The organism is Sphingorhabdus lutea, assembly GCF_001889025.1.
Classification (GTDB): domain Bacteria; phylum Pseudomonadota; class Alphaproteobacteria; order Sphingomonadales; family Sphingomonadaceae; genus Sphingorhabdus_B; species Sphingorhabdus_B lutea.
On record NZ_CP018154.1, the window covers coordinates 1,394,044 to 1,415,849 of the forward strand.

Sequence of the window (21,806 nt, forward strand, 5' to 3'; positions counted from 1 at the left end):
AGAATAAATATAAATATTCATATTGCGTTCAAAAGATATTGTTTAAATAAATGATTATGAATTACAAAAACCGACATAAATTGAACATGAAGGGCGCGGCTTTGCTGACGCTATCTATGATATTATTATCGCCCATATCGGCGACACATATTCATGCAATGGATAGGCAAAGCGACCAAAATCAGGCGCGAAATCAAATGAAATCGGGTAAGGTTAAATCCCTTAGAGAAATTGAGGGCATTGTCATCCCGCGCATGGGTGGGGCGGAATATCTTGGCCCGGAATATGATTCGATTGCACAAGTATATCGGTTAAAATTCATTGATAAGGGGCGCGTTATTTTTGTCGATGTTGACGCGCGAACCGGCCAAATTCTACAGCGCAGATAAAATTTCGGTATTGCAAAAATATAGGTGCATATTTTTTGATAAAAAAATGGCCTTTTTTCCGAATAATGTTAAACCATATTCATCAAATTTATGAATATGAGAAATAAAGATAGGGGAAGTCTATGCGCGTTCTAATAGTTGAAGATGAACCGACGCTTGGCCAACAGCTTAAATCCACATTGGAATCAAATGGCTATGCCGTTGATTTGTCAACCGATGGCGAAGATGGCCATTTTATGGGATCGACCGAAAATTATGATGCGGTGATATTGGATTTGGGTTTGCCCGAAATTGATGGCCTTACCGTTTTGAATATGTGGCGAAAGGAAGGGCGCAAATTCCCCGTCCTTGTCCTTACTGCGCGTGACAGCTGGTCTGATAAAGTGGCCGGATTGGATGCCGGGGCCGATGATTATTTGGCGAAACCTTTCCAAACGGAGGAATTGATTGCACGGCTTCGGGCGCTTATCCGCCGCGCATCGGGTAATGCGAGCAGTGAACTTACCGCCGGTGATGTGCGGCTTGACACACGTTCAGGCAAGGTGACTTTGGCAGGTGAGCCAGTGAAATTAACCGCTCAGGAATATAAGCTTTTATCCTATTTAATGCACCATAAGGGCAAGGTTGTGTCGCGCACAGAATTGATTGAACATATTTATGATCAGGATTTTGACCGTGATTCCAACACGATTGAGGTTTTTGTGACCCGTATTCGTAAAAAATTGGGCCAAGACGTCATCTCCACCATCCGGGGGCTTGGCTATAGTCTTGAGGATATTACAAGCTGACCCAAGATAATGTGACATATTCGGATAATGTAGTAAAAGCTGATCTGACCACTGCCGATGTGGCCAGAGCCGATATGGCGAAAGCAGAATTTGCGGCGGATAAAATGGCAACCGCACCGCGTGAGGGCACGGGTTCGCTTAGCCGACGGATGATTGTTATCGCCGCGATTTGGATAAGCATATTATTATTAAGCGGCGGCGCGGCGCTTGACCGTGCATTGACCAATAATGTTTCAAAAAATTTTGACGGGCAGCTTGAATATTTGTTAAATTCCCTAATCGGGTCGGCGGAAATCGGCCCCGCTGGGGAGGTTCGGTTAAACCGTCCGCTGGGCGACCAGAAATTTTTAGAGCCCAATAGCGGCCTATATTGGCAGATTAGCGGCAAGGGATATGAAAATTTTCCTTCCCGCTCGCTTTGGGATCGGGCCATAATAACCAAAAATGATCATAAGGATTTTGACAGCCATTTTCGCGACAGTGATGAATTTACCGATGAACCTTTACGTATCGTAGAGCGAACCATTTTATTGCCGGATTCCGAGGTTGAGTGGCAATTTGTCGTGGCGCAAAGCAGGGCAGGCCTGAATAATCAAATTACAGAAATCCGCTATACCTTAATCATCAGCTTTGCCCTATTGGCGCTTGGCCTTATCATTTTGGCGGCCCTGCAGACGCTTTATGGTCTATGGCCGCTACGTTCTGTTCGCGTGGCGATAGCAGAAATGCGCAGCGGACGCACAAATCGGTTGGTGGAGGCTTTGCCCGATGAAGTAATGCCGATGGTCAATGAATTAAATGCGCTGCTTGACCATAATGAAAAGCAAGCTGAGGAAGCCAGAAGGCATGCGGGCAATTTGGCCCATGCATTAAAAACGCCCTTAACCGTGATTATGAACGCCGCCACGGCAAAGGCAGAGGATATTAACGAAACAGTGATTAGGGAAGCGACCACTATGCGGCGTCAGGTGGACCATCATCTTGCCCGGGCGCGTGCGGTGGGACGACGCGGCAATTCACATAGCCGATCAAAATTATGGCCCAGTTTGGAATCGGTGGAACGTGCGGTGGGCCGGCTTTATGGACATGTGCGTTTGGACATTGCAGGTGCAAAACAGGTGTCGGTTTGTGTGGAGCGACAGGATTTGGACGAAATGCTGGGCAATTTAATTGAAAATGCTGCCAAATATGGCGGGGGCAGTGTGTTTGTCACCGTGGAAGAAAAGATAGAATTTGTCGAAATTATTGTCGAAGATGATGGGCGCGGCATACCACAGGCCGAACGCAGCCGGATTTTTGATCGCGGCGTTCGGTTGGATACGGGTAAGCCAGGCACTGGATTGGGGCTGGCCATTGTGCGCGATGTTGCCGAAATTTATGGCGGGTCGGTTACTTTGGAGGAAAGCGAGGATATGGGCGGATTATTGGCAAGATTATCCCTGCCAAAATCACCCGATGAATAAAAAACATTATCCCTTTTTTATTTGCTGATGGTGTCTAATCACCTCATCAATGATGAAACGCAGGAATTTTTCAGTAAAATCTGGGTCTAAATTTGCATCCTGCGCCAATTTACGCAATCTGGCAATTTGCAATTCCTCACGATTGGGATCGGCGGGGGGCAAATTATGTGTCGCCTTAAACTGGCCAACCGATTGAGTGATTTTGAAGCGTTCTGCCAACATACAGACAAGCGCCGCATCAATATTATCAATGCTCTGTCTATATTGTTTTAATATATCAATTTCGTCCATAAATTCGCTCATGCAACATGATTGCGCAATGCACAAGCATATTTGCGGATAATGCACTTGCAAAATGCCGCAACTCTTGCCAAATCGGATATGAAATGACAGCTACTATCCACCATATTGACGCCAAAAAGGCGCCTTCGCTTTCCCCCATGATGAATATTGTCGCGGCGGATATGAATAAAGTGAATGCGGTTATTTTGGACCGTATGCAATCGCAAATTCCCCTTATCCCTGAATTGGCCGGGCATTTAATTGCCGGTGGCGGCAAAAGAATGCGGCCCATGCTTACATTGGCATGTGCCAAATTATTGGATTATTCGGGCGAAAGACATCATAAATTATCTGCAGCTGTGGAATTTATCCACACCGCAACTTTGCTGCATGATGATGTTGTGGATGGCAGCGACATGCGGCGCGGCAAAACGGCGGCCAATTTAATTTTTGGCAATCCTGCGGCGGTATTGGTGGGTGATTTCCTTTTCAGCCGCGCATTTGAATTGATGGTCGAAGATGGATCGTTAAAGGTGCTGAAAATCCTGTCCCACGCATCTGCCGTCATTGCTGAGGGTGAGGTTAATCAATTAACCGCGCAGCGTCAGGTGGAAACCAGCGAAGATCAATATTTGGATATTATCGGCGCGAAAACCGCAGCTTTATTTGCCGCAGCATGTAAAATTGCCGCCGTGGTTGCCGAACGCGGCGATCATGATGAACAGGCTTTGGATTGTTATGGCCGCAATTTGGGCATTGCATTTCAATTGGTGGATGATGCGATTGATTATGTGTCAACCGGTGAGGCGATGGGCAAATCGGTGGGCGATGATTTTCGCGATGGTAAGGTGACATTGCCCGTTATTTTGGCATATAGCCGGGGCGATGCGGATGAGCGTAAATTTTGGCATGCCGCGATGATTGGCAATCGGATTAGCGATGAAGATTTAACCCATGCCATTTCATTATTGCAAAAACATAATGCAATTGATGATAGTTTGAACCGTGCGCGTTTATATGGCCAGCGGGCGATTGATGCGCTGTGCCATTATCCCGATGGACAGGCAAAATCGGCGTTGATTGAGGCGGTAGAATTTGCGATTGCGCGTTCTTATTAAGAGAATTTATTGCGCGTAAATATTGCTTAGGTCATATTTGCTGATAAACCCATGCAATGGCCGATATTATGATGAACTTACCACCCATAGCGCATATTTATGATGATATTGCAAAGGCAATGGGGCATCATCAAAATTTGGTGCTTATCGCGCCTCCAGGGGCGGGCAAGACAACATTTGTTGCACCCAAATTATTATCCGAAAAATGGTGTAATGGCCGTATTATCTTGCTGCAACCGCGCCGATTGGCCGCGAAAATGGCCGCCAGTTTCATTGCATCCCAATTGGGGGAGGATGTGGGACATAATGTGGGCTATATCACCCGATTGGATAAGAAAACTTCCCCGCAAAACCGGTTGATTGTGATGACGCAGGGCGTGTTTCGCAATATGTTAATCGATGATCCAGAGCTTCATAATATATCGGCCATTTTATTTGATGAGGTGCATGAACGCGGATTAGATAATGATTTTAATTTGGCGCTATGTTTACAGGTGCAATCGGTTTTTAGGACTGATTTGAGAATATTGGCAATGTCGGCCACCATGGACGGCGCGGGCTTTGCAAAAATTTTAGGCGATGCGCCCATTTTGGAATCACAGGGCAAGGCGCATCGGTTAAACCATCATTATCTTGGCCGCAGGGGTGAATTAAGCATCGAAGATGACATTATTTTGGCGGTAAAGCGCGCCATGATGGACCATCCAAATCAAGGCGGCATAGGCAGCGATATGTTAATCTTCCTTCCTGGCGTGGGGGAGATTGAACGAACCGCCGAACGATTATCTGCCATATATAATGCCGAACAATTTTCCATATTGCCCTTGCATGGCAGCCAATCACCACAGGAACAAAAAACAGCCCTTTCCGCCGATAAAAATGGACGGCGTAAAATTATTTTGGCGACCAATATTGCAGAAACCAGCCTGACTATCGATAATGTAAATATTGTTATCGATAGCGGAATGACCAGAAGGCCAAGATTTGACCGGCAAAGCGGGTTAATGCGATTGTCCACCGAACGGGCCAGCATGGCATCTTGTGATCAACGTGCGGGCCGCGCCGCACGTCAGATGGAGGGGCATTGTTACCGATTATGGGAAAAATCCGGCAATGGCGGTTTATTACCTCTTGAACCAGCAGAAATTTTGGAAAGTGATTTAAGCGCATTGATGCTGGATTGCGCCAAATGGGGAGAGGCCGACCCAAGCCTATTGGATTGGTTGGACGCGCCACCCCGCGCAGGGTTGGATGCGGCGCGCGCCATGCTTTATGCATTGGGCGCGATTGATCAAAATGGCGGCATAACCACACATGGCCATAATATTGGCGCGTTGCCATTGCCCGTTTCCTTGGCGCATATGATATTATTGGCGGCAACATCAGGGCAGGCTGAACAGGCGGCTATATTGGCCTTAATCCTTCAGGAAAAGAGGTTGAACGGCGGCCGTGATGATTTGGAATATGGCTTTGCCAGTGCAAAAAATAATAAAAGTAGCTATGCCCAATCTGCATTGCAAATGGCAAAAAATTGGGCAAAAATTGCCACGTCTTTGGTTGATGCCGTTTCACCCAAATTACCATTGGCGGGATTATTGGCACAGGCATTTCCCGATATGGTGGCAAAAAAACGCATGGGCGATGATCCAAAATATATCAGCGCGGGGGGCAAGGAATATCGGCTGCGCGATGGTTCGGCGCATATTGGCGCGGACTGGTTGGTGATTGGTCAGGCATCGGGCAGGGCGAGCAGCGCAACGATATTGAGCGCGATGGCGATTGACGAGACGGCGTTAATATCATGCTGCGCAGGGCATTTTACCTCAAAAACCGAGGTAAATTTTGATCAAGGCAGCGGTAAAATATTGGCGGTGGAGCAGCAATATTTTGGCCAGATAAAATTAAACCGCCGGCCCATTCAAAAAATTGATGAAGCTGATTCATTATCGATTTGGGCAAAATTGGTCAAAAAAAATGGCATTGAAATTTTTAATTGGGATGACAAGGGCAGGGCATTTTTGGCCCGATGTGCCTTTGCCGGCTTGGATCAGGTAAGCGGGGAAAATTTAATTGCCAATATGGATGCGTGGCTTCCCATTTTGGTGGAAAATAAAAAATCGCTGGATCAGATAAAATCACATGATTTAATCAATGCCGTTCGCAATATTTTGTCATGGGATGAAGGGCAGCAGCTTGAAAATTTAGCCCCTGCATATTTTACGCCGCCAGCGGGCGGGGAATATGCAATTGATTATAGCAATGGCGACCCGTCGGTGACATTGCGGGTACAGGCATGTTTTGGGTTAAAAGAACATCCGCTATTGGGGGTGAAGAAAATCCCCATAAGATTATTATTAACCTCTCCGGCGGGCCGGCCCATTCAAACCACTTTGGACCTGCCCGGATTTTGGCAGGGAAGCTGGCATGATGTGGCAAAGGAAATGCGGGGTCGATATCCCAAACATGCATGGCCCGATGACCCGACAATCGCCATTGCCAGTTTGAAAACCAAAAAAGCGTTAAATCGAAACTGATACTTGACCAAATGGGTGGATTTGGGGCAATAGCATGAAAAATAATTAAAGCATTTTTAGTGAAAAGACAAAAAACATGCCTGCCCAAATCGTAAAAAAAGCCACCATTTACCAACGTCCGAAAAATGCCATGCAATCGGGTAAGGCGCGCATGTCCGATTGGGTGTTGGAATTTCCACAAAATGAAAAACGCCATGCTGATCCTTTAATGGGGTGGAGTGGTTCGGGCGATACACAGGTGCAGGTGCAGTTAAATTTCCCAAATTTGGCCGCTGCGCAGGATTATGCTGCGCGAAAGGGAATAAAGGCCGATGTGGTTGCTTCCCCCGCGCATAAATTAAAAATACAGGCTTATTCCGATAATTTTCGGTAATTTTTATTGCTTTATAAAGTTAAAAGTAACGGGAGTAATTTTGCGTCCATGGCGCAGCCTTCATCCTGTTTTTGGCGAATGAATTCGGCTATATTCGGCAATGGCACCCGGTGAACGGTGATATTTTCTCCATCAACCCCGCCGCCATCGCCAATTTTGGTTACATTATGCGCGCGCATCATGAAAAATTTCTCGCTCACCATGCCGGGGGAGGAGTAAAACTCACCAATAATTTCCATGCGCCCCGCCTGATATCCGGTTTCCTCCACCAATTCACGCATCGCAGCATCAATGGGGTTTTCATTTTCGGTTTCATCACCAATTAATCCAGCGGGCAATTCCAAACAATTACGCCCCAATGGCACACGAAATTGCTCCACCAAAATGATATTTTTCCCTGTCTCATCCTCATCAATTGCCAAAATGACCGCCGCCTTTATCCCCCGCGGACGGCCCACAAATTCCCAACTATCCTGATTATAAACGGTGATATAATTTCCGGACCAGACGATATCTTTTGATAATGGCATAATAATTTCTATTTTGGATGAAAGGTGAATTTACAATTCGATTAAGCGATCGGGCAATTCATTGGGATTTTTATCCGATTTTGGGAAATATAGTGATAAAATTTCGCCGATGGAGGCAATGGCATGAACCATTGCCTGTTCGACATTACCCTGTGCGATTTCTTCGGTTAAATGCGACATGATGTCGCCCCATTGGTCGCTATCCACCTTGTCATTTATTGCTTTGTCCGCCACCAATTCGGCGCGATGTTCGCCCGTGGATAAATATAACATGACACCGGTTAAGCCTGCTGTTTTGCTTTCCGTGCCGACACGAAATAACCTTATTGCACGTGCACGAACCCTTTTGCGTTTTACCCATGAGGGGACAAGCCAAAAACGAAGCGGTTTAATTAACAAAAATAGATAAGTCCCGCCAAATTTCAACGTCATGGCAAGGCCAATGAAGGTAATATAGCTTGCCGCACTATGCTGCGCGCCCCAACCGCCTAAAAACCAATCAAATATGGATAGATAGAAATCAGGCATGATTGCGATGGCGAATAATAATAGAAATGACGCGGCCATTGACCATAAAATCGCGATGTCATGATAATCATCTGATTGTTCAGCAATGATGGTCACGATTTCGCCATTGCTGTTTAATTCGGCGCGTTTCACGGCTGCGCTGATATTTTCATGGGCGGCTGCGTTTAATATATTCATTTTATGATATGCCATAATATATCACCATCCCCCCGATGCACCGCCGCCGCCAAAGCCGCCGCCACCACCACCAAAACCGCCGCCGCCAAAGCCGCCACCGCCAAAGCCGCCAAATCCGCCGCCCTTATCATTATCGTCAAAACCACCACCCCAAATAATCACTGGACTAGTTCCATGACGACCTTTGCGATATTTTTTGCCTTTTTTACCTCGGCTAAACATTGGGATGATGAAAAATATTATGAATATGATTATCCAAAAAAATAATAAGCCATTTCCGCTATTATCTTTTTTTCTCTCAGCGGCTTTCGCGGCCAATTTTGCTCTATCTTCGGGGGATAATTTCAAAATGGTGGAAATTTTGTCCACACCGGCATTTATCCCTGCGGGCAAATTGCCCTCTTTAAAATAAGGCGTGATGTCATTGCGAATTATATCACTGGATAGGGCGTCGGTTAATATCGGCTCAAGGCCATATCCAACCTCTATACGCATTTTGCGTTCACTTGGCGCAATGATTAAAATGACGCCATCATCACGTTCTTTATCGCCAATTGCCCAATGACGGCCAAGTTGATAGCCATAATCGGATATGTCATAGCCCTTTAAATCGGAAATGGTGGCAACGACCAATTGGCGCTGTGTTTCATTTTCCAATAGCAGCAATTTTTGGGTTAATGCCGCTTCTTCGGCAGGGGACAATAAATCGGCCTGATCAACAACGCGGCCCGATAATTTGGGAAAATCCGGCCCCGCCGCATGGGCCGATGCGGCGAATAGCATGGTAAATAATATGATGCACAGCGCAATATATCCCGCCAATTGGGCCGGAGAAAATGGGCGAATTTGGGCCTGTGCCTGCATCATTTTATTCAATTGGAAAAATCAACCTTTGGTGCGGCCTCTGCCCCAGGGGTAACTGATTTATATGGCTGCATAGGCTTTGCGCCATGAATTATTTTTGCGCCAATGGCATCGGGAAATGTCCGAATGGTGGTGTTATATTGCTGTACAGCCTCATTATAATCGTTAATGGCCACCCTGATACGGTTTTCCTGTCCCTCAATCTGGCTTTGAAAGTTTAAGAATGTTTCTTGGCTTTTTAATTGTGGATAGGCCTCCACACTAACCAACAGGCGCGATAGGCTGCCCGAAAGTTGGTTTTGTGCGCCCTGAAAGGCGGCCATTTTGGCAGGATCAGTTAAATCATCGCCATCCACGCTTATATTGGTGGAGGTCGCCTTTGCCCGTGCCTCGACCACTTCGGTAAGGGTTTTATTTTCTGCGCCCGCCGCGCCCTTAACAATTTGTTCCAAATTGGGGATTAAATTGGCCCTGCTTTGAAATGCAGCTTCGACATTGCCCCATTTTGCCTTTGCATTTTCTTCGGCGGTTGGCACGCTATTTATACCGCAGGCGGATAAAGAGACGACAGCAATTGGCGCGATTAAAAAACCTAAAGCACGTTTGTTCATCATAAACTCCCCATTTGTAAAACAATGTTATAAAAATGTAAGGTGGCGATTAACGCCTTGCAAGGGGTAATATGAACATATAGTAATTCATCATGTAAAATTTTCAGGTGAAAATATATTATGATAAATGATTTTAAGCAGTTTATTGCCAAGGGTAATGTCATGGATTTGGCCGTTGGTGTGATTATTGGCGGTGCATTTGCCACCATCACCACCTCTTTGACCGAAGATGTGATTATGCCCGTTGTGTCATGGGTGTTTGGCGGCGTGGATTTGTCCAGCAAATATATATTATTGGGCGATGTTCCGACGGGAATTGACCCTGAAAATTATGCGGCGTTAAAGGAAGCCGGCGTGGCCATGCTTGGCTATGGTGCATTTATTACCGCGATTATCAATTTCCTTATCCTTGCCTTTGCGGTATTTTTGATTGTGCGCAATGTGAATAAAATGATGGTCAATAAAGAAGAAGCGGCAGCAGGGCCAAGTGAGATTGATTTGCTGACCGAAATTCGCGATTCATTGAAGAAATAAATTCATATTAAATTTTAAGGGCCGCCCTTCATCTTCTGATTTGCGAAGCATGCCCATATTGGGCATAGATTTGGCATGAGCGATTCTGAAGCAAATAGGGGCGGCCATTTGGTTAAGCCATCAGGGCGGATATTGGGTGCATTGGGTTTATCTGGCCTTATCGCGCGGCCAATATCTCGCATTATCGCCAATAAAATTGACACTGCTATTATCTATGGCTCCATTGACGCGATGATGCCCGATGGAAGCCAAAGGCAGATTAGGGGACAGCATATCGGCCCCCACGCCATTATCCATTTGCATGATTGGCGTGCGCTGGTGCGTTTGGTGCGCGGTGGTTCGGTTGGATGGTATGAGGCTTGGGAGGACGGCCAATGGTCAAGCCCTGATCCAGTTAAAATATTCGATATATTTCTTCGCAATCGCGCTACATTGGGGCAGCTTGGCCGGGCGGCCGGTATGCGCAAATTATTTGGCCGTTTTTTCCATTGGTTGAACAGAAATAATCAAACAGGGTCAAAACGCAATATTCAGGCACATTATGATTTGGGCAATGATTTTTACAAACTTTGGCTGGATGAAAGTTTAAGCTATTCATCCGCCTTATTTGATGGAAAATCGGGCAAAGATATTTCCTTATTTGATGCGCAAAATCGCAAAAATGACCGAATTTTGGAACAGATTAAAATAAAAAATGGCCAGTCAATATTGGAAATTGGTTGTGGGTGGGGTGGCTTTGCCAAACAGGCATTTAATGCGGCAAATATAAATTATCATGGCATAACATTATCGGCGGAGCAGGCGGCCATTGCCCGCGAAAAATTGTCCATTTTGTCGCGGCAGCATGATATAAAAAATAATCGAAATTTTCAAATTAGCCTGACCGATTACCGAGATGTGGACGGACAATATGATGCAATTGTCAGCGTTGAAATGGTGGAGGCTGTGGGGCAGAAATATTGGCCATCCTATATGCAAATGATTGCGCGCAATTTAAAATCATCGGGTCGGGCTGTAATCCAATATATTGGTATTGATGACGCAATTTTTGAACAATATTCAAAAAATATAGACTTTATTCAGGCATATATATTCCCCGGTGGATTGTTAATTTCCCAATCAAAATTTCGCGCATTGGCCATGGAAAATGGGTTGATATGGGAAGATCATTTTGAATTTGGCCATGATTATGCCACAACATTGAAAATATGGCGGCAGAATTTTGATAAGGCCGATGCGGCGGGGAAAATTCCCGCTGGATTTGATGAGAAATTTAAGCGTCTGTGGCGTTATTATTTAATGTATTGTGAGGGCGGATTTGCCAGTGGCGGAATTTATGTTGCGCAATTAACGCTGAAGAAAAGTTAAATATGGGCGGGGAGGCCAAAATATGAAAAAATGGATTATTGCAATTTTGCTTATCATTGGTGCTGCGGGGGCATATGGATATGCCAGCATGGACAAGGAAGGGCGCAATTTGCTAGCCAATTTGCCGACCGACAGAAATGTTTTATTTTGGACAGTCCCACAGCGCGATGCGGCATTTCGCGCATTGGACAAATTATCTATTTTGGCTGATTCCCGGACAATAAGCGCCGGCGGCGCCGTTAAAAAATTGACTAAGGGAGACCCTATATCCGTTAATATCGATATGGATAAATATATGGCCGAACAGCGCAATGCCGGTTTAATTATTATCCAAGGCGATAAAATCAGATTTGAAAAATATGCTCTTGATTATAATGCATCGGGCCGTTGGACCAGTTTTTCGGTGGCAAAATCATTTACATCCACATTGGTTGGCGCGGCGATACAGGATGGATATATTAAAAATGTGGATGATAAAGTTACCGATTATATCCCCGATTTAAAGGGGTCGGTTTATGATGATGTTAGCGTGGAACAATTATTGACCATGACATCGGGCGTTAAATGGAATGAGGATTATACCGATCCCAAAAGCGACGTGGCGTTATTTAATGAGCATAAGGCGGATAAAGGCGTTGATGCAACGGTTTCATATATGCGCAAATTATCGCGCGAAGCTCCGGCGGGCAGCAAGTGGGTTTATAAAACTGGCGAAACAAATTTAATTGGGGTTCTGGTCAGCGAGGCAACAGGAAAAAATCTTTCGCAATATTTGTCCGAAAAAATATGGGCGCCTTATGGCATGGAACAGGATGCATTTTGGTTATTAGGATCGACGGGCCATGAAATAAGCGGATGTTGTATTTCCGCCAGCCTGCGTGATTATGCGCGTTTTGGCATGTTTATTGGCGAGGGCGGCGTGGTAAATGGCAAATCAATTTTGCCCAATGGCTGGTTGGATAAAGCAACAAAGAAACAGGCAGAAATTGGCACGCCTGGCCGTGGATATGGGTATCAATGGTGGACCAATGATGATGGCAGCTTTGCCGCACAGGGCATTTTTGGGCAGGGGATATTCATTGATCCGGCGCGTAAATTGGTCATAGCCAGCAATGGTAATTGGCCAACGGCAAATAATCCCGGCACGTTGGGAAAACAGCGCGAGGCATTTTATAAGGCGGTTCAGGCGGCAATAGATATGGAAATAGCCGCAAAATAAAAAAGGCTCAGCTTACTATTTTGGGGGTTTAGTAAGCTGAGCCATTATAACGCATTATTAAAATGATATGGACCAGATATTATTTTTGAATAATGCGGCTTTTTACCAACGATATAATTTATTAACAGCGCATGGTTGGGGGCTGTTTTTACTGATGGAACAGGAGGGATGGGGCCTGCCATCATTATATCGCCGATAAAAATTCAACTTATAATTTTATTTGTACAGGATGACGGGTAATAATATTTTGCAACACTGCCTGATTTAGCAAATCGGTAAAGGCACATCCAATTTTTGCGCCAGTATTCCAAATAACTTCTGCCTGAAGCCCTCCCATCATGGGGATGCGAACCCAGCATCGCGCCCCCTTTGGCATGCCGCTGACGCCCTTGCACGCAAAGCCGGCGCGTGAAATATCGCAAATCTCTATATCAAATGGTTTGCTGTTCGTTTGCCGCAAACTGGCAAAAATGGTGACATTATATCTTTCGACACATCGATCTTCCATCATGGGGTTGGTAGATATATTATTTTGTTGGTTCATATTGTTCGAACCATCTTGTTTAAATGATATGGTCATTATTTACCTCCTAAAACTGACAAATAAACTCTGACCGTTTGGCGTTAATATTTGGACAAATAAGATGGTTTTTAAGATTAATTTTCTTGTTTACCATATTTACATGGCCGGATTGATAGCAAATGGTTGCAAAATATGGTCGAAAGCGCCATATGGCCTTTGGGAATCGGGTGGACGTGACGGTCGCCAACCTGGTCAGGTCCTGACGGAAGCAGCCACAACGATTTTTTTGCGGGTCGCCCGGTTCCTACTTCTTCACAAAAAATCAATATAAATTCGATGCTATTTGGGCATATGCTGATGACATATATGTCAGGTGGGATAAGATATTGGACATATATTGTTCGACATTCATTGTTCGACATTCTGGGCGGGCGCATTTAAGGTGGGATTATGAATGATTCCAATCAAAATAATGATGAAGTTCCTGTGCCCCATGATGAGGAAATAGGATTTGATTTAGGCGGGCAAGCGCCCACAGCAAATGCCGCGCCATCGGGCAATGGCATTTACCGCGTATTGGCGCGCAAATATCGTCCGTCAAAATTTTCTGAGCTTATCGGCCAAGATGCGATGGTTCAAACGCTTGCCAACGCGATAAAGCGTGAACGATTGGCCCATGCATTTTTGATGACGGGGGTTCGCGGGGTCGGCAAAACATCCACCGCGCGGTTAATTGCAAAGGCGCTAAACTGCATCGGCGCAGATGGGCAAGGCGGCCCGACAATTGACCCATGCGGGCAATGTGAACCATGCATCGCCATTGGCGAGGGGCGGCACATGGATGTTATTGAAATGGACGCGGCCAGCCATACCGGCGTTAATGATGTGCGCGAGATAATAGAGGCGGTGCGTTATGCCTCTGTTTCGGCGCGGTATAAAATTTATATTATTGACGAAGTGCATATGCTGTCCACCAATGCATTTAATGCGTTGTTGAAAACATTGGAAGAACCGCCGGAGCATGTGAAATTTTTGTTCGCGACGACGGAAGTTGATAAAGTGCCGATTACGGTATTGTCACGATGTCAGCGGTTTGACCTGAAACGCATTAGCTCTGAATTATTGGCAAAACATTTTACGCAGATTATTGCGCTGGAAAATTGTGAGGCAGAGGAAGAGGCCATTGCCCTTATTGCACAGGCGGCAGAGGGGTCGGTTCGCGATGGGCTTTCTATTTTGGATCAGGCCATTGCCCATTCCGATTTTGAAGGTGATGGCAAAATTTTATCGGCCAAGGTGCGCGATATGCTTGGGCTGTCCGATCGGGGGGCGATACGCGATTTAATGCAATCGCTGTTGGATGGTGATGGGAAAATGGCGTTGACGCATGCCAATTCTCAATATGATTTGGGGGTTGACCCAAAGGCAATTATCAATGGTTTAATGCGCGAGGTGCATTTAATTTCGATTGCCCAAATTGGCGCGCCACAGGATCAAAGCATGTCCAAAGAAGGACAGGAAAAGCGCGAAAAATGGGCGCAAAATATTTCCGCGCCAAGATTACAAATGTTTTGGCAGCTATTATTACAGGGTTTGGAGGATTTAAGGCGAGGCAGCGTGCCGACCCAATGTTGTGATATGATAATATTGCGCATTATTCATGCGACAAAAATGCCCGATCCGTCCGATCTTGCCAAATTATTGCAAAATGGAATGGCAGGCGTGAACGCTGGCCCAAATTCTGGCCCAAATTCTGGCCCATCAAATGAACCATCAGCACAAGCATCAAATGTGCAATTTTCAAATGCACAAATAGGCATAGCATCCTCCATTGCTCTGGCTGATTCCTCGGTTTCCAATGGTTCTGCCTTTGTGGGCGAGGAAGTGGCCGCCTTGGAAAATGCCCCCCAGCAAAAATCGGTTGAGCAGAATATAGCTTCACAGAAGATTGAGCATGGCAAAGAAAATGTTCATCATCCTTATAAAGAAGGTGATGCGCAAAAAATTGTAAAATTGCCGTCGAGTTTCGAAGCCTTAATTTCCTTAGTAGGTACAAAATTCCCGGCGATAGAGGCGGATTTGCGCGATGTTGTGCGTCTGGTCGAATATGATGTGACACAATCGCCGCCCAATTTATTTTATCAATTGGCAGGCAAGGTTTTTCCCCGTTTTGAACAGGATTTGTCCCACGCCCTATTCCAATTAACCAATATTAGATGGAATTTGGCGGTAAAGGAGGGGGAGGCACAGCCCAGCGAATATGAAGTGGAAATTGCCAAGGTTGAACAGGCAAGGCAGGAAATTTTAAATTCGCCCATGGTTAAATCCATTATGAGCACATTCCCCAATGCTCAGTTAATTGAAGATGAAACCATTGAAAATCATCAGGATGAAAATATTATGAACCAACAAAATATGCGGAGTGCGTAAAAAATGAAAGATATGGAAGAAATGATAAAAGCTGCGCAGGAGGCTGCGCAGAATATTCAAGTGCAAATGGAGCAAGCTCAGGCAAAATTAGATGAAATCATGGTAGAGGGTGTTTCTGGAGGTGGCCTTGTGAAGGTGCAGGCCAGCGCAAAAGGACGTATTACCGGATTGGATATTGACCCCAGCCTGTTGGTGGTAAGCGAAAAGCAAATGCTGGAAGATTTAGTCGTTGCGGCATTTAACAATGCGCGGGAAAAAGCCGATGAGGCCAGCAATGCAGAAATGGGTAAGATGAGCAGCGGGCTGCCTTTGCCCCCTGGATTTAAAATGCCGTTTTAATATTGCCATTTTAATGAAGTAAATTTGCCCTTAAAAATTGATGTTCACTTGAAAGGGGCAATTTGATGACAATATATATTAAAGCGATAAAATAAAGGCTTTGCCTATATAGCAATAGGCATTGCCCCCTTAAAATATGGGCCATGTTGCCCAATGGAGTATGAATGAAAAAGAGCCTGCCTATCCTTCCCCTGCGTGATATTGTTGTATTTCCGCACATGGTCGTCCCCTTATTTGTGGGGCGTGACAAATCGGTTGCTGCATTAGAAGCCGCAATGGAAAGCGATAAGGAAATATTTTTGGTCGCGCAGCTAGACCCAGCAAAGGATGATCCAGAGGCAGTCGATTTATATGATATGGGTGTCACCGCGACTATCATGCAATTGTTAAAATTGCCCGATGGGACGGTTCGTGTGTTGGTTGAGGGTAAAGAGCGCGCAAAGTTGATTTCATATAATGCGCCAGCATCTGATGGCAAAGACCGTGAAACCGCCGTACCCGAAAGCGCATTGGCCGAAATTGAGCTGATTGAAACAGGGGTTGCAGAGGAGTCCGCCGCAGATGCAAAGGCGCTGATGCGTTCAGTATTGGAGCAATTTGAAAATTACAGCAAATTGAACAAGAAAATGAATGCAGAAACCGGTGTTCAGTTGAATGAGATTGAAGACCCATCGCAATTGGCCGATAATTTGGCCGCGATTATCGGTGTTAAAGTATCGGATAAGCAGGCTTTGTTGGTTGAAACCGACGTCATGCGGCGCATGGAAATGGTCTTTGCCTTTATGGAGGGGGAGCTTGGCGTATTAAAGGTTGAGAGGAAAATTCGCGGCCGGGTGAAACGCCAAATGGAAAAGACACAGCGCGAATATTATTTGAATGAACAGATGAAGGCCATTCAACGCGAATTGGGCAATGATGATGGTGAGGGCGGCGATGAGCTGACCGAATTAAGCACCAAGATTGAGGAAATGAAATTATCGGCGGAGGCCAAGGCAAAGGCACAAGCGGAATTGAAAAAATTACGCTCAATGGCGCCCATGTCGGCAGAAGCGACCGTCGTGCGTAATTATTTGGACAATTTATTGGGGCTTCCATGGGGGAAACGCAGCAAGTTAAAGCGCGATATTGCCAAGGCCCAATCAATATTGGATGAGGATCATTTTGCCCTTGAAAAGGTAAAAGACCGTATCATTGAATATTTGGCAGTGCAGGCACGGACCAATAAATTAAAAGGACCGATATTATGCCTTGTTGGCCCTCCAGGTGTAGGTAAAACATCGCTTGGTCGTTCGATAGCCAAGGCATGTGGCCGCGAATTTATCCGCCAATCATTGGGCGGTGTGCGTGATGAGGCAGAAATTAGGGGGCATCGCCGGACCTATATTGGCTCTATGCCGGGCAAGGTTGCATCAAATCTGAAAAAAGCAGGGACAATGAACCCTTTATTCCTGCTTGATGAAATTGATAAATTGGGACAGGATTTTCGCGGCGATCCGGCATCCGCATTGTTAGAAGTATTAGATCCAGAACAAAATAATAAATTTAATGACCATTATTTGGAAATTGATTTGGACCTGTCGGACATTATGTTTGTGACAACGGCCAATTCAATGAACCTGCCGCAACCATTGCTTGATCGGATGGAGATTATCCGGCTTGAGGGATATACCGAAGATGAAAAGGTTGAAATTGCCTCGCGCCATTTATTGTCAAAGCAGATAGAGGCACATGGATTGAAAAAGGGCGAGTTTATTTTAGAAGAAGATGCACTGCGCGATTTAATCCGTTTTTATACCCGTGAATCCGGTGTTCGGACATTGGAACGTGAAATTGCCCGTTTGGCCCGTAAATCACTGCGCAAAATTTTGGAAAAAGAAGTGAAATCCGTTACCATTACGACGGAAAATCTTGCTGAATTTGCTGGTGTGCGCAAATATCGCCACGGCATGGGAGAGGCGGAGAATGAAATTGGCACGGTTACCGGCCTTGCCTGGACCGAGGTTGGGGGAGAGCTGCTTACTATTGAGGCGATTACCGTTCCTGGCAAGGGACAGATTAAATCGACAGGTAAATTGGGCGAGGTGATGAATGAGTCGATTCAGGCCGCTTTATCCTATGTAAAGTCTCAGGCACCGCAATTTGGCATTAAACCCAGCCTGTTTAACCGAAAAGATGTGCATATTCACCTTCCCGAAGGTGCTGTGCCAAAAGATGGCCCTTCGGCCGGTATTGGCATGGTGACATCGATTGTTTCGGCGTTAACCGGCATTGCTGTTCGCAAGGATGTGGCAATGACGGGAGAGGTTACTTTGCGCGGGCGGGTGCTGCCCATTGGGGGATTGAAAGAGAAGTTATTGGCGGCTTTGCGCGGCGGAATTACCACTGTTTTAATCCCTTCAGAAAATGTGAAGGACTTAAAAGAAATTCCAAATAATGTAAAAGAAGGCATTGAAATTATTCCTGTATCTCATGTTCGAGAAGTGTTGGATGTTGCCCTTTGTGAAAAATTATCTGCCATTGAGTGGAGCGAGGCCGAGGATTTATCTGCATTTCCTGCATCGCCAGCAACACCAACGGGAAATAATCCGATCGCACATTAAACAAAAAATATAGTTCACGCATTTTGTCCGTATAAATTTGGATAAATATTCTTCTTACCTTTCGAATATTCTGGCTCTTTATTGGGCCAGATATTTGACAAAACTGGTAAAAAGTGTGGAAAACTGGGATATTTCTTTTGACAATTCGACGATAATTCTTCTTTATCTGCATACGGGTGTGACCGTGATTCTAGAATTAACAATTATGAGAGGGGGATTTCCCAATTATGAATAAACAAGATTTGATCAATAATGTTGCTGATGCAAGCGGCCTAACCAAGGCGGATGCTGCAAAGGCAGTGGACGCAGTATTTGCTTCTGTAACCGATTCATTGAAAAAGGGTGATGATGTTCGCTTGGTAGGTTTTGGCACATTTGCTGTTACCCGTCGTAAGGCGTCAACAGGCCGTAACCCACGTACTGGCGAAGCAATGCAAATTGCTGCTTCAAATGTACCAAAGTTTAAAGCTGGTAAAGCGTTGAAAGACGCCGTTAACTAATCAAAAAATTAAACGATTATCGTTTTTGGTGTCGTTTTTTAGGTTAAATATTAAAGCCGTTCCATATTTTGGGGCGGTTTTTTTATTTTTTTAAAAAATTTTTGGTCCTGAGTCTTTTGTGTGACACCACCATTTATGGAGTCACGGATTCTTTGCGGGACTCAATATGTTGATTTGTCCACTATTTGTTCCAATTGTTAACCATGTAATTGGCGGTTTTCTGCTATGTTAACGCACTTGACGTTAACCATATTTAGATTCAATCCAGCTATTCAATATCAAAGTGCACATTGAATAGTCGCGTTTTGAGCAGCAAAAATAGATGGAAATTTTATGGGTGTCGTAACAAAAATCAAACCAAGTACAGCGTTAAAAGCTGGAGCCAAAAAGGGTAAAGCGCCCATTATTCATGATCTGCCCTTGGGCCAGATTATAAAAGATGATTGTATCAATGCGATGAAGCAATTGCCCGATGCCTGTGTGGATATGGTTTTTGCCGACCCGCCATATAATTTGCAATTGGGCGGTGATTTGCTGCGCCCCGATGGAAGTCAAGTTGATGCTGTTGATGATGATTGGGATAAATTTGACACTTTTGCCACCTATGACCGCTTTACTGAGGCATGGCTTGCCGAGGCACGCCGGATATTAAAACCAGGCGGTTCTTTATGGGTGATTGGCAGCTATCATAATATTTTCCGCGTTGGTTCAACTTTACAGGATTTGGGTTATTGGATATTAAACGATATTGTGTGGCGTAAATCCAACCCCATGCCCAATTTTCGTGGCACACGTTTTACCAATGCGCATGAAACGTTAATTTGGGCGGCAAAGGATGAAAAGGCAAAATATACCTTTAACTATCGCGCAATGAAAACATTGAATGATGAGCTGCAAATGCGGTCCGATTGGACCATTCCCATTTGTTCTGGGCAGGAAAGATTAAAGCGCAATGGTGTAAAGGCGCATCCAACGCAAAAGCCAGAGGCCCTGTTATATCGGATTTTGTTGGCCACCACCAATAAGGGGGATGTGGTTTTGGATCCTTTTTTTGGGACAGGAACAACCGGTGCGGTGGCCAAAAGATTGGGCCGTGAATGGATTGGCTGTGAACGTGAGCAAAAATATATTGATGTAGCAACACAGCGTATTGAAGAAGCCCTGCCATTAGATGAAAGCGCCTTAAAAACCATGCAATCGCCGCGCAGCGCACCGCGCGTTGCCTTTGGTCAATTGGTCGAAACCGAAATGTTAAAGGCGGGCACCAAATTATTTGATAAAAAACGTAAAAATCAGGTGCTGGTCCGTGCCGATGGTTCGGTTGAGGGAGAGCATGGCAATGGGTCAATCCACAAAATGGGCGCAGCGGCGCAAGGGCAAAGCTCCTGCAATGGGTGGACATATTGGCATTATGATGATGAACAAACAAAATCGATGAAACCTATTGACCATATGCGTCAAAATTATCTGCTCGCCAATGAGGCATGATGCGTAAAATAGGGGCATTAAAATGTCAGTAATATATCTGAAAGCATGCGGTTTTGTTGACCATCCCCAATTTCATGATGGGGCGACGCGCCGTTTGGCCGGCACCATGCTATGGTTTAGTCAGGTTGAGATATATTATAAAGATGCCGAGGGCGCATTTCATCGTAATTTGATAAATATTACCGAATTTGAACAATATATCAAAATATTGCCTGCGGAACTTCAGCCAAAGGCAAAGGTTCAAATGGCGCATATTTGCACACCGCGCCCGCCCATAAAAATGGGCGATCGTATCATCAATTTGGATCAGCCGCGCGTGATGGGCATATTGAACATGACACCGGATAGTTTTTCCGATGGCGGCGCGGTGGATGATGATATCGGCCTTGCCCTGCAGGCGGCGGTGGATATGACGGCAAATGGCGCCGCGATTATTGATGTGGGCGGTGAAAGCACGCGGCCCAATGCAAAATTGCTATGGGAGGGGGATGAGATAAAGCGCGTCCAACCCATTATCGAAAAATTATCGGCAACTGGCGCGGCAATTTCCATAGATAGCCGCAAATCAGCTGTTATGCAGGCCGCCCTTGGCGCGGGTGCACGGATGATAAATGATATTTCTGCATTATTATATGATGATAATAGCATTGATATTGCGCGGCATAATGATGTCCCAGTGGTTTTAATGCACGCGCCCAGCCAATCGAGCAACCCGCATAAAAATGATGGATATGATAATGTCTTGTTCGATGTTTTTGACTGGTTGGAAAAACGGGTGGATGAAGTGATAGCGGCGGGCGTGCCGCGTGAGAGAATATGCATTGACCCCGGGCTGGGATTTGGAAAATCGCTGTCGGACAATTTGACCATTATCAATAATCTGGCCTTATTTCACGCCATTGGTTGCCCCATATTATTTGGCGCAAGCCGTAAACGGATGATAGGCGCATTGTCGAATGAAGCGGCGGCGGACAATCGATTGGGCGGTTCAATTTATTTGGCGATGAAGGCAGTGGAGCAGGGCGCCCATATTTTGCGCGTGCATGATGTTGCCGAAACTATTCAATCCATTCATGTTTGGCGCGGGCTACGCGATGCGGCATTAACGGCGCGGGCTGAATGATAAGGGCATAAAAATATCGGCCATT

At 45.5% G+C, this 21,806-nt stretch carries 22 protein-coding genes and 1 other RNA gene; 17 read left to right on the forward strand and 6 right to left on the reverse strand.

Annotation, left to right across the window (positions count from 1 at the left end; all coding sequences use genetic code 11):
* The first annotated feature begins 56 nt into the window (after positions 1-56).
* The 3 genes from LPB140_RS06635 to LPB140_RS06645 all read left to right on the forward strand — a co-directional run bounded on the left by LPB140_RS06635 (position 57) and on the right by LPB140_RS06645 (position 2,640).
* Positions 57-389: a PepSY domain-containing protein gene (locus tag LPB140_RS06635; RefSeq protein WP_083550553.1), complete on the forward strand. Its 333-nt coding sequence runs from the start codon at positions 57-59 to the stop codon at positions 387-389.
* Positions 390-511: 122 nt separating this feature from the next.
* Positions 512-1,177, forward strand: coding sequence for a response regulator transcription factor (locus LPB140_RS06640; RefSeq protein ID WP_072559162.1), 666 nt, complete (start codon positions 512-514; stop codon positions 1,175-1,177).
* A 149-nt stretch (positions 1,178-1,326) separates the two neighbouring features.
* The gene (locus LPB140_RS06645; protein WP_072560589.1) at positions 1,327-2,640 is read left to right on the forward strand and encodes a sensor histidine kinase; all 1,314 of its coding nucleotides are present in this window, start codon (positions 1,327-1,329) and stop codon (positions 2,638-2,640) included.
* Positions 2,641-2,646: 6 nt separating this feature from the next.
* Here LPB140_RS06645 and LPB140_RS06650 read toward each other — a convergent pair whose 3' ends face one another.
* Entirely contained in the window at positions 2,647-2,931 is a 285-nt protein-coding gene (locus LPB140_RS06650; protein ID WP_072560591.1) for a chorismate mutase, read from the reverse strand.
* Between the two features lie 95 nt (positions 2,932-3,026).
* Between LPB140_RS06650 and LPB140_RS06655 the strand changes: the two genes are divergently transcribed.
* The 3 genes from LPB140_RS06655 (at position 3,027) to LPB140_RS06665 (ending at position 6,947) form a co-directional block, all read left to right on the forward strand.
* Positions 3,027-4,040 carry a polyprenyl synthetase family protein gene (locus LPB140_RS06655; RefSeq protein ID WP_072560593.1) on the forward strand — a complete coding sequence of 338 codons (1,014 nt, stop codon included), beginning with the start codon at positions 3,027-3,029 and terminating at the stop codon, positions 4,038-4,040.
* A gap of 56 nt (positions 4,041-4,096) precedes the next feature.
* Complete coding sequence (hrpB, locus tag LPB140_RS06660; RefSeq protein ID WP_083550115.1) at positions 4,097-6,574, forward strand: ATP-dependent helicase HrpB; 2,478 nt, start codon at positions 4,097-4,099, stop codon at positions 6,572-6,574.
* Between the two features lie 76 nt (positions 6,575-6,650).
* Entirely contained in the window at positions 6,651-6,947 is a 297-nt protein-coding gene (locus tag LPB140_RS06665) for an NADH dehydrogenase ubiquinone Fe-S protein 4 (protein WP_072559163.1), read from the forward strand.
* Between the two features lie 11 nt (positions 6,948-6,958).
* On the opposite strand, the gene LPB140_RS06670 is transcribed toward LPB140_RS06665, so the two are convergent.
* Genes LPB140_RS06670 through LPB140_RS06685 form a run of 4 tightly spaced genes read right to left on the reverse strand, consistent with a single transcriptional unit; the run spans position 6,959 to position 9,660 of the window.
* A complete protein-coding gene (locus LPB140_RS06670; RefSeq protein ID WP_072559164.1) occupies positions 6,959-7,477 on the reverse strand; it encodes an NUDIX hydrolase in 519 nt (172 codons plus the stop codon).
* A 30-nt stretch (positions 7,478-7,507) separates the two neighbouring features.
* A complete protein-coding gene (locus LPB140_RS06675; protein WP_072560597.1) occupies positions 7,508-8,182 on the reverse strand; it encodes a TPM domain-containing protein in 675 nt (224 codons plus the stop codon).
* Positions 8,183-8,203: 21 nt separating this feature from the next.
* Entirely contained in the window at positions 8,204-9,046 is an 843-nt protein-coding gene (locus tag LPB140_RS06680; protein ID WP_072560599.1) for a TPM domain-containing protein, read from the reverse strand.
* A gap of 8 nt (positions 9,047-9,054) precedes the next feature.
* Positions 9,055-9,660 (reverse strand): LemA family protein, encoded by a 606-nt coding sequence (locus tag LPB140_RS06685; RefSeq protein WP_072559165.1) that lies wholly within the window; start codon positions 9,658-9,660, stop codon positions 9,055-9,057.
* Between the two features lie 117 nt (positions 9,661-9,777).
* Between LPB140_RS06685 and mscL the strand changes: the two genes are divergently transcribed.
* From mscL to LPB140_RS12565, 4 genes are all read left to right on the forward strand, one after another.
* Positions 9,778-10,191, forward strand: coding sequence for a large conductance mechanosensitive channel protein MscL (mscL, locus tag LPB140_RS06690; protein WP_072559166.1), 414 nt, complete (start codon positions 9,778-9,780; stop codon positions 10,189-10,191).
* 75 nt (positions 10,192-10,266) lie between these two features.
* The gene (locus LPB140_RS06695) at positions 10,267-11,559 is read left to right on the forward strand and encodes an SAM-dependent methyltransferase (RefSeq protein WP_072559167.1); all 1,293 of its coding nucleotides are present in this window, start codon (positions 10,267-10,269) and stop codon (positions 11,557-11,559) included.
* Between the two features lie 22 nt (positions 11,560-11,581).
* Entirely contained in the window at positions 11,582-12,778 is a 1,197-nt protein-coding gene (locus LPB140_RS06700) for a serine hydrolase domain-containing protein (protein WP_072559168.1), read from the forward strand.
* Between the two features lie 67 nt (positions 12,779-12,845).
* Positions 12,846-12,977 carry a hypothetical protein gene (locus tag LPB140_RS12565; protein ID WP_257785766.1) on the forward strand — a complete coding sequence of 44 codons (132 nt, stop codon included), beginning with the start codon at positions 12,846-12,848 and terminating at the stop codon, positions 12,975-12,977.
* A gap of 9 nt (positions 12,978-12,986) precedes the next feature.
* On the opposite strand, the gene LPB140_RS06705 is transcribed toward LPB140_RS12565, so the two are convergent.
* Complete coding sequence (locus tag LPB140_RS06705; protein ID WP_083550122.1) at positions 12,987-13,358, reverse strand: PilZ domain-containing protein; 372 nt, start codon at positions 13,356-13,358, stop codon at positions 12,987-12,989.
* A 157-nt stretch (positions 13,359-13,515) separates the two neighbouring features.
* On the opposite strand from LPB140_RS06705, the gene ffs reads away from it, so the two are divergent.
* From ffs to folP, 7 genes are all read left to right on the forward strand, one after another.
* An RNA gene (gene ffs, locus LPB140_RS06710) (signal recognition particle sRNA small type) lies at positions 13,516-13,614 on the forward strand.
* A 137-nt stretch (positions 13,615-13,751) separates the two neighbouring features.
* The gene (locus tag LPB140_RS06715) at positions 13,752-15,731 is read left to right on the forward strand and encodes a DNA polymerase III subunit gamma/tau (RefSeq protein WP_072559169.1); all 1,980 of its coding nucleotides are present in this window, start codon (positions 13,752-13,754) and stop codon (positions 15,729-15,731) included.
* A 3-nt stretch (positions 15,732-15,734) separates the two neighbouring features.
* Positions 15,735-16,070, forward strand: coding sequence for a YbaB/EbfC family nucleoid-associated protein (locus tag LPB140_RS06720; RefSeq protein WP_072559170.1), 336 nt, complete (start codon positions 15,735-15,737; stop codon positions 16,068-16,070).
* Between the two features lie 164 nt (positions 16,071-16,234).
* The gene (lon, locus tag LPB140_RS06725) at positions 16,235-18,670 is read left to right on the forward strand and encodes an endopeptidase La (protein ID WP_072559171.1); all 2,436 of its coding nucleotides are present in this window, start codon (positions 16,235-16,237) and stop codon (positions 18,668-18,670) included.
* Positions 18,671-18,897: 227 nt separating this feature from the next.
* Positions 18,898-19,170 carry an HU family DNA-binding protein gene (locus LPB140_RS06730; RefSeq protein ID WP_072559172.1) on the forward strand — a complete coding sequence of 91 codons (273 nt, stop codon included), beginning with the start codon at positions 18,898-18,900 and terminating at the stop codon, positions 19,168-19,170.
* A 333-nt stretch (positions 19,171-19,503) separates the two neighbouring features.
* Entirely contained in the window at positions 19,504-20,658 is a 1,155-nt protein-coding gene (locus tag LPB140_RS06735; protein ID WP_072559173.1) for a site-specific DNA-methyltransferase, read from the forward strand.
* A 22-nt stretch (positions 20,659-20,680) separates the two neighbouring features.
* Positions 20,681-21,781: a dihydropteroate synthase gene (folP, locus tag LPB140_RS06740; protein WP_072559174.1), complete on the forward strand. Its 1,101-nt coding sequence runs from the start codon at positions 20,681-20,683 to the stop codon at positions 21,779-21,781.
* Positions 21,782-21,806: the final 25 nt, after the last annotated feature.

Coding starts and splice junctions, on each gene's coding strand:
- LPB140_RS06720 (WP_072559170.1), top strand. CDS start 15,735: ATGAAAGATATGGAAGAAATGATAAAAGCTGCGCAGGAGGCTGCGCAG.
- LPB140_RS06680 (WP_072560599.1), bottom strand. CDS start 9,046: ATGCAGGCACAGGCCCAAATTCGCCCATTTTCTCCGGCCCAATTGGCG.
- lon (WP_072559171.1), top strand. CDS start 16,235: ATGAAAAAGAGCCTGCCTATCCTTCCCCTGCGTGATATTGTTGTATTT.
- folP (WP_072559174.1), top strand. CDS start 20,681: ATGTCAGTAATATATCTGAAAGCATGCGGTTTTGTTGACCATCCCCAA.
- LPB140_RS06675 (WP_072560597.1), bottom strand. CDS start 8,182: ATGAATATATTAAACGCAGCCGCCCATGAAAATATCAGCGCAGCCGTG.
- LPB140_RS06715 (WP_072559169.1), top strand. CDS start 13,752: ATGAATGATTCCAATCAAAATAATGATGAAGTTCCTGTGCCCCATGAT.
- LPB140_RS06700 (WP_072559168.1), top strand. CDS start 11,582: ATGAAAAAATGGATTATTGCAATTTTGCTTATCATTGGTGCTGCGGGG.
- LPB140_RS06640 (WP_072559162.1), top strand. CDS start 512: ATGCGCGTTCTAATAGTTGAAGATGAACCGACGCTTGGCCAACAGCTT.
- LPB140_RS06635 (WP_083550553.1), top strand. CDS start 57: ATGAATTACAAAAACCGACATAAATTGAACATGAAGGGCGCGGCTTTG.
- LPB140_RS06650 (WP_072560591.1), bottom strand. CDS start 2,931: ATGGACGAAATTGATATATTAAAACAATATAGACAGAGCATTGATAAT.
- mscL (WP_072559166.1), top strand. CDS start 9,778: ATGATAAATGATTTTAAGCAGTTTATTGCCAAGGGTAATGTCATGGAT.
- LPB140_RS06735 (WP_072559173.1), top strand. CDS start 19,504: ATGGGTGTCGTAACAAAAATCAAACCAAGTACAGCGTTAAAAGCTGGA.
- LPB140_RS06730 (WP_072559172.1), top strand. CDS start 18,898: ATGAATAAACAAGATTTGATCAATAATGTTGCTGATGCAAGCGGCCTA.
- LPB140_RS06670 (WP_072559164.1), bottom strand. CDS start 7,477: ATGCCATTATCAAAAGATATCGTCTGGTCCGGAAATTATATCACCGTT.
- LPB140_RS06685 (WP_072559165.1), bottom strand. CDS start 9,660: ATGATGAACAAACGTGCTTTAGGTTTTTTAATCGCGCCAATTGCTGTC.
- LPB140_RS12565 (WP_257785766.1), top strand. CDS start 12,846: ATGGACCAGATATTATTTTTGAATAATGCGGCTTTTTACCAACGATAT.
- LPB140_RS06705 (WP_083550122.1), bottom strand. CDS start 13,358: ATGACCATATCATTTAAACAAGATGGTTCGAACAATATGAACCAACAA.
- LPB140_RS06695 (WP_072559167.1), top strand. CDS start 10,267: ATGAGCGATTCTGAAGCAAATAGGGGCGGCCATTTGGTTAAGCCATCA.
- LPB140_RS06645 (WP_072560589.1), top strand. CDS start 1,327: ATGATTGTTATCGCCGCGATTTGGATAAGCATATTATTATTAAGCGGC.
- LPB140_RS06655 (WP_072560593.1), top strand. CDS start 3,027: ATGACAGCTACTATCCACCATATTGACGCCAAAAAGGCGCCTTCGCTT.
- LPB140_RS06665 (WP_072559163.1), top strand. CDS start 6,651: ATGCCTGCCCAAATCGTAAAAAAAGCCACCATTTACCAACGTCCGAAA.
- hrpB (WP_083550115.1), top strand. CDS start 4,097: ATGGCCGATATTATGATGAACTTACCACCCATAGCGCATATTTATGAT.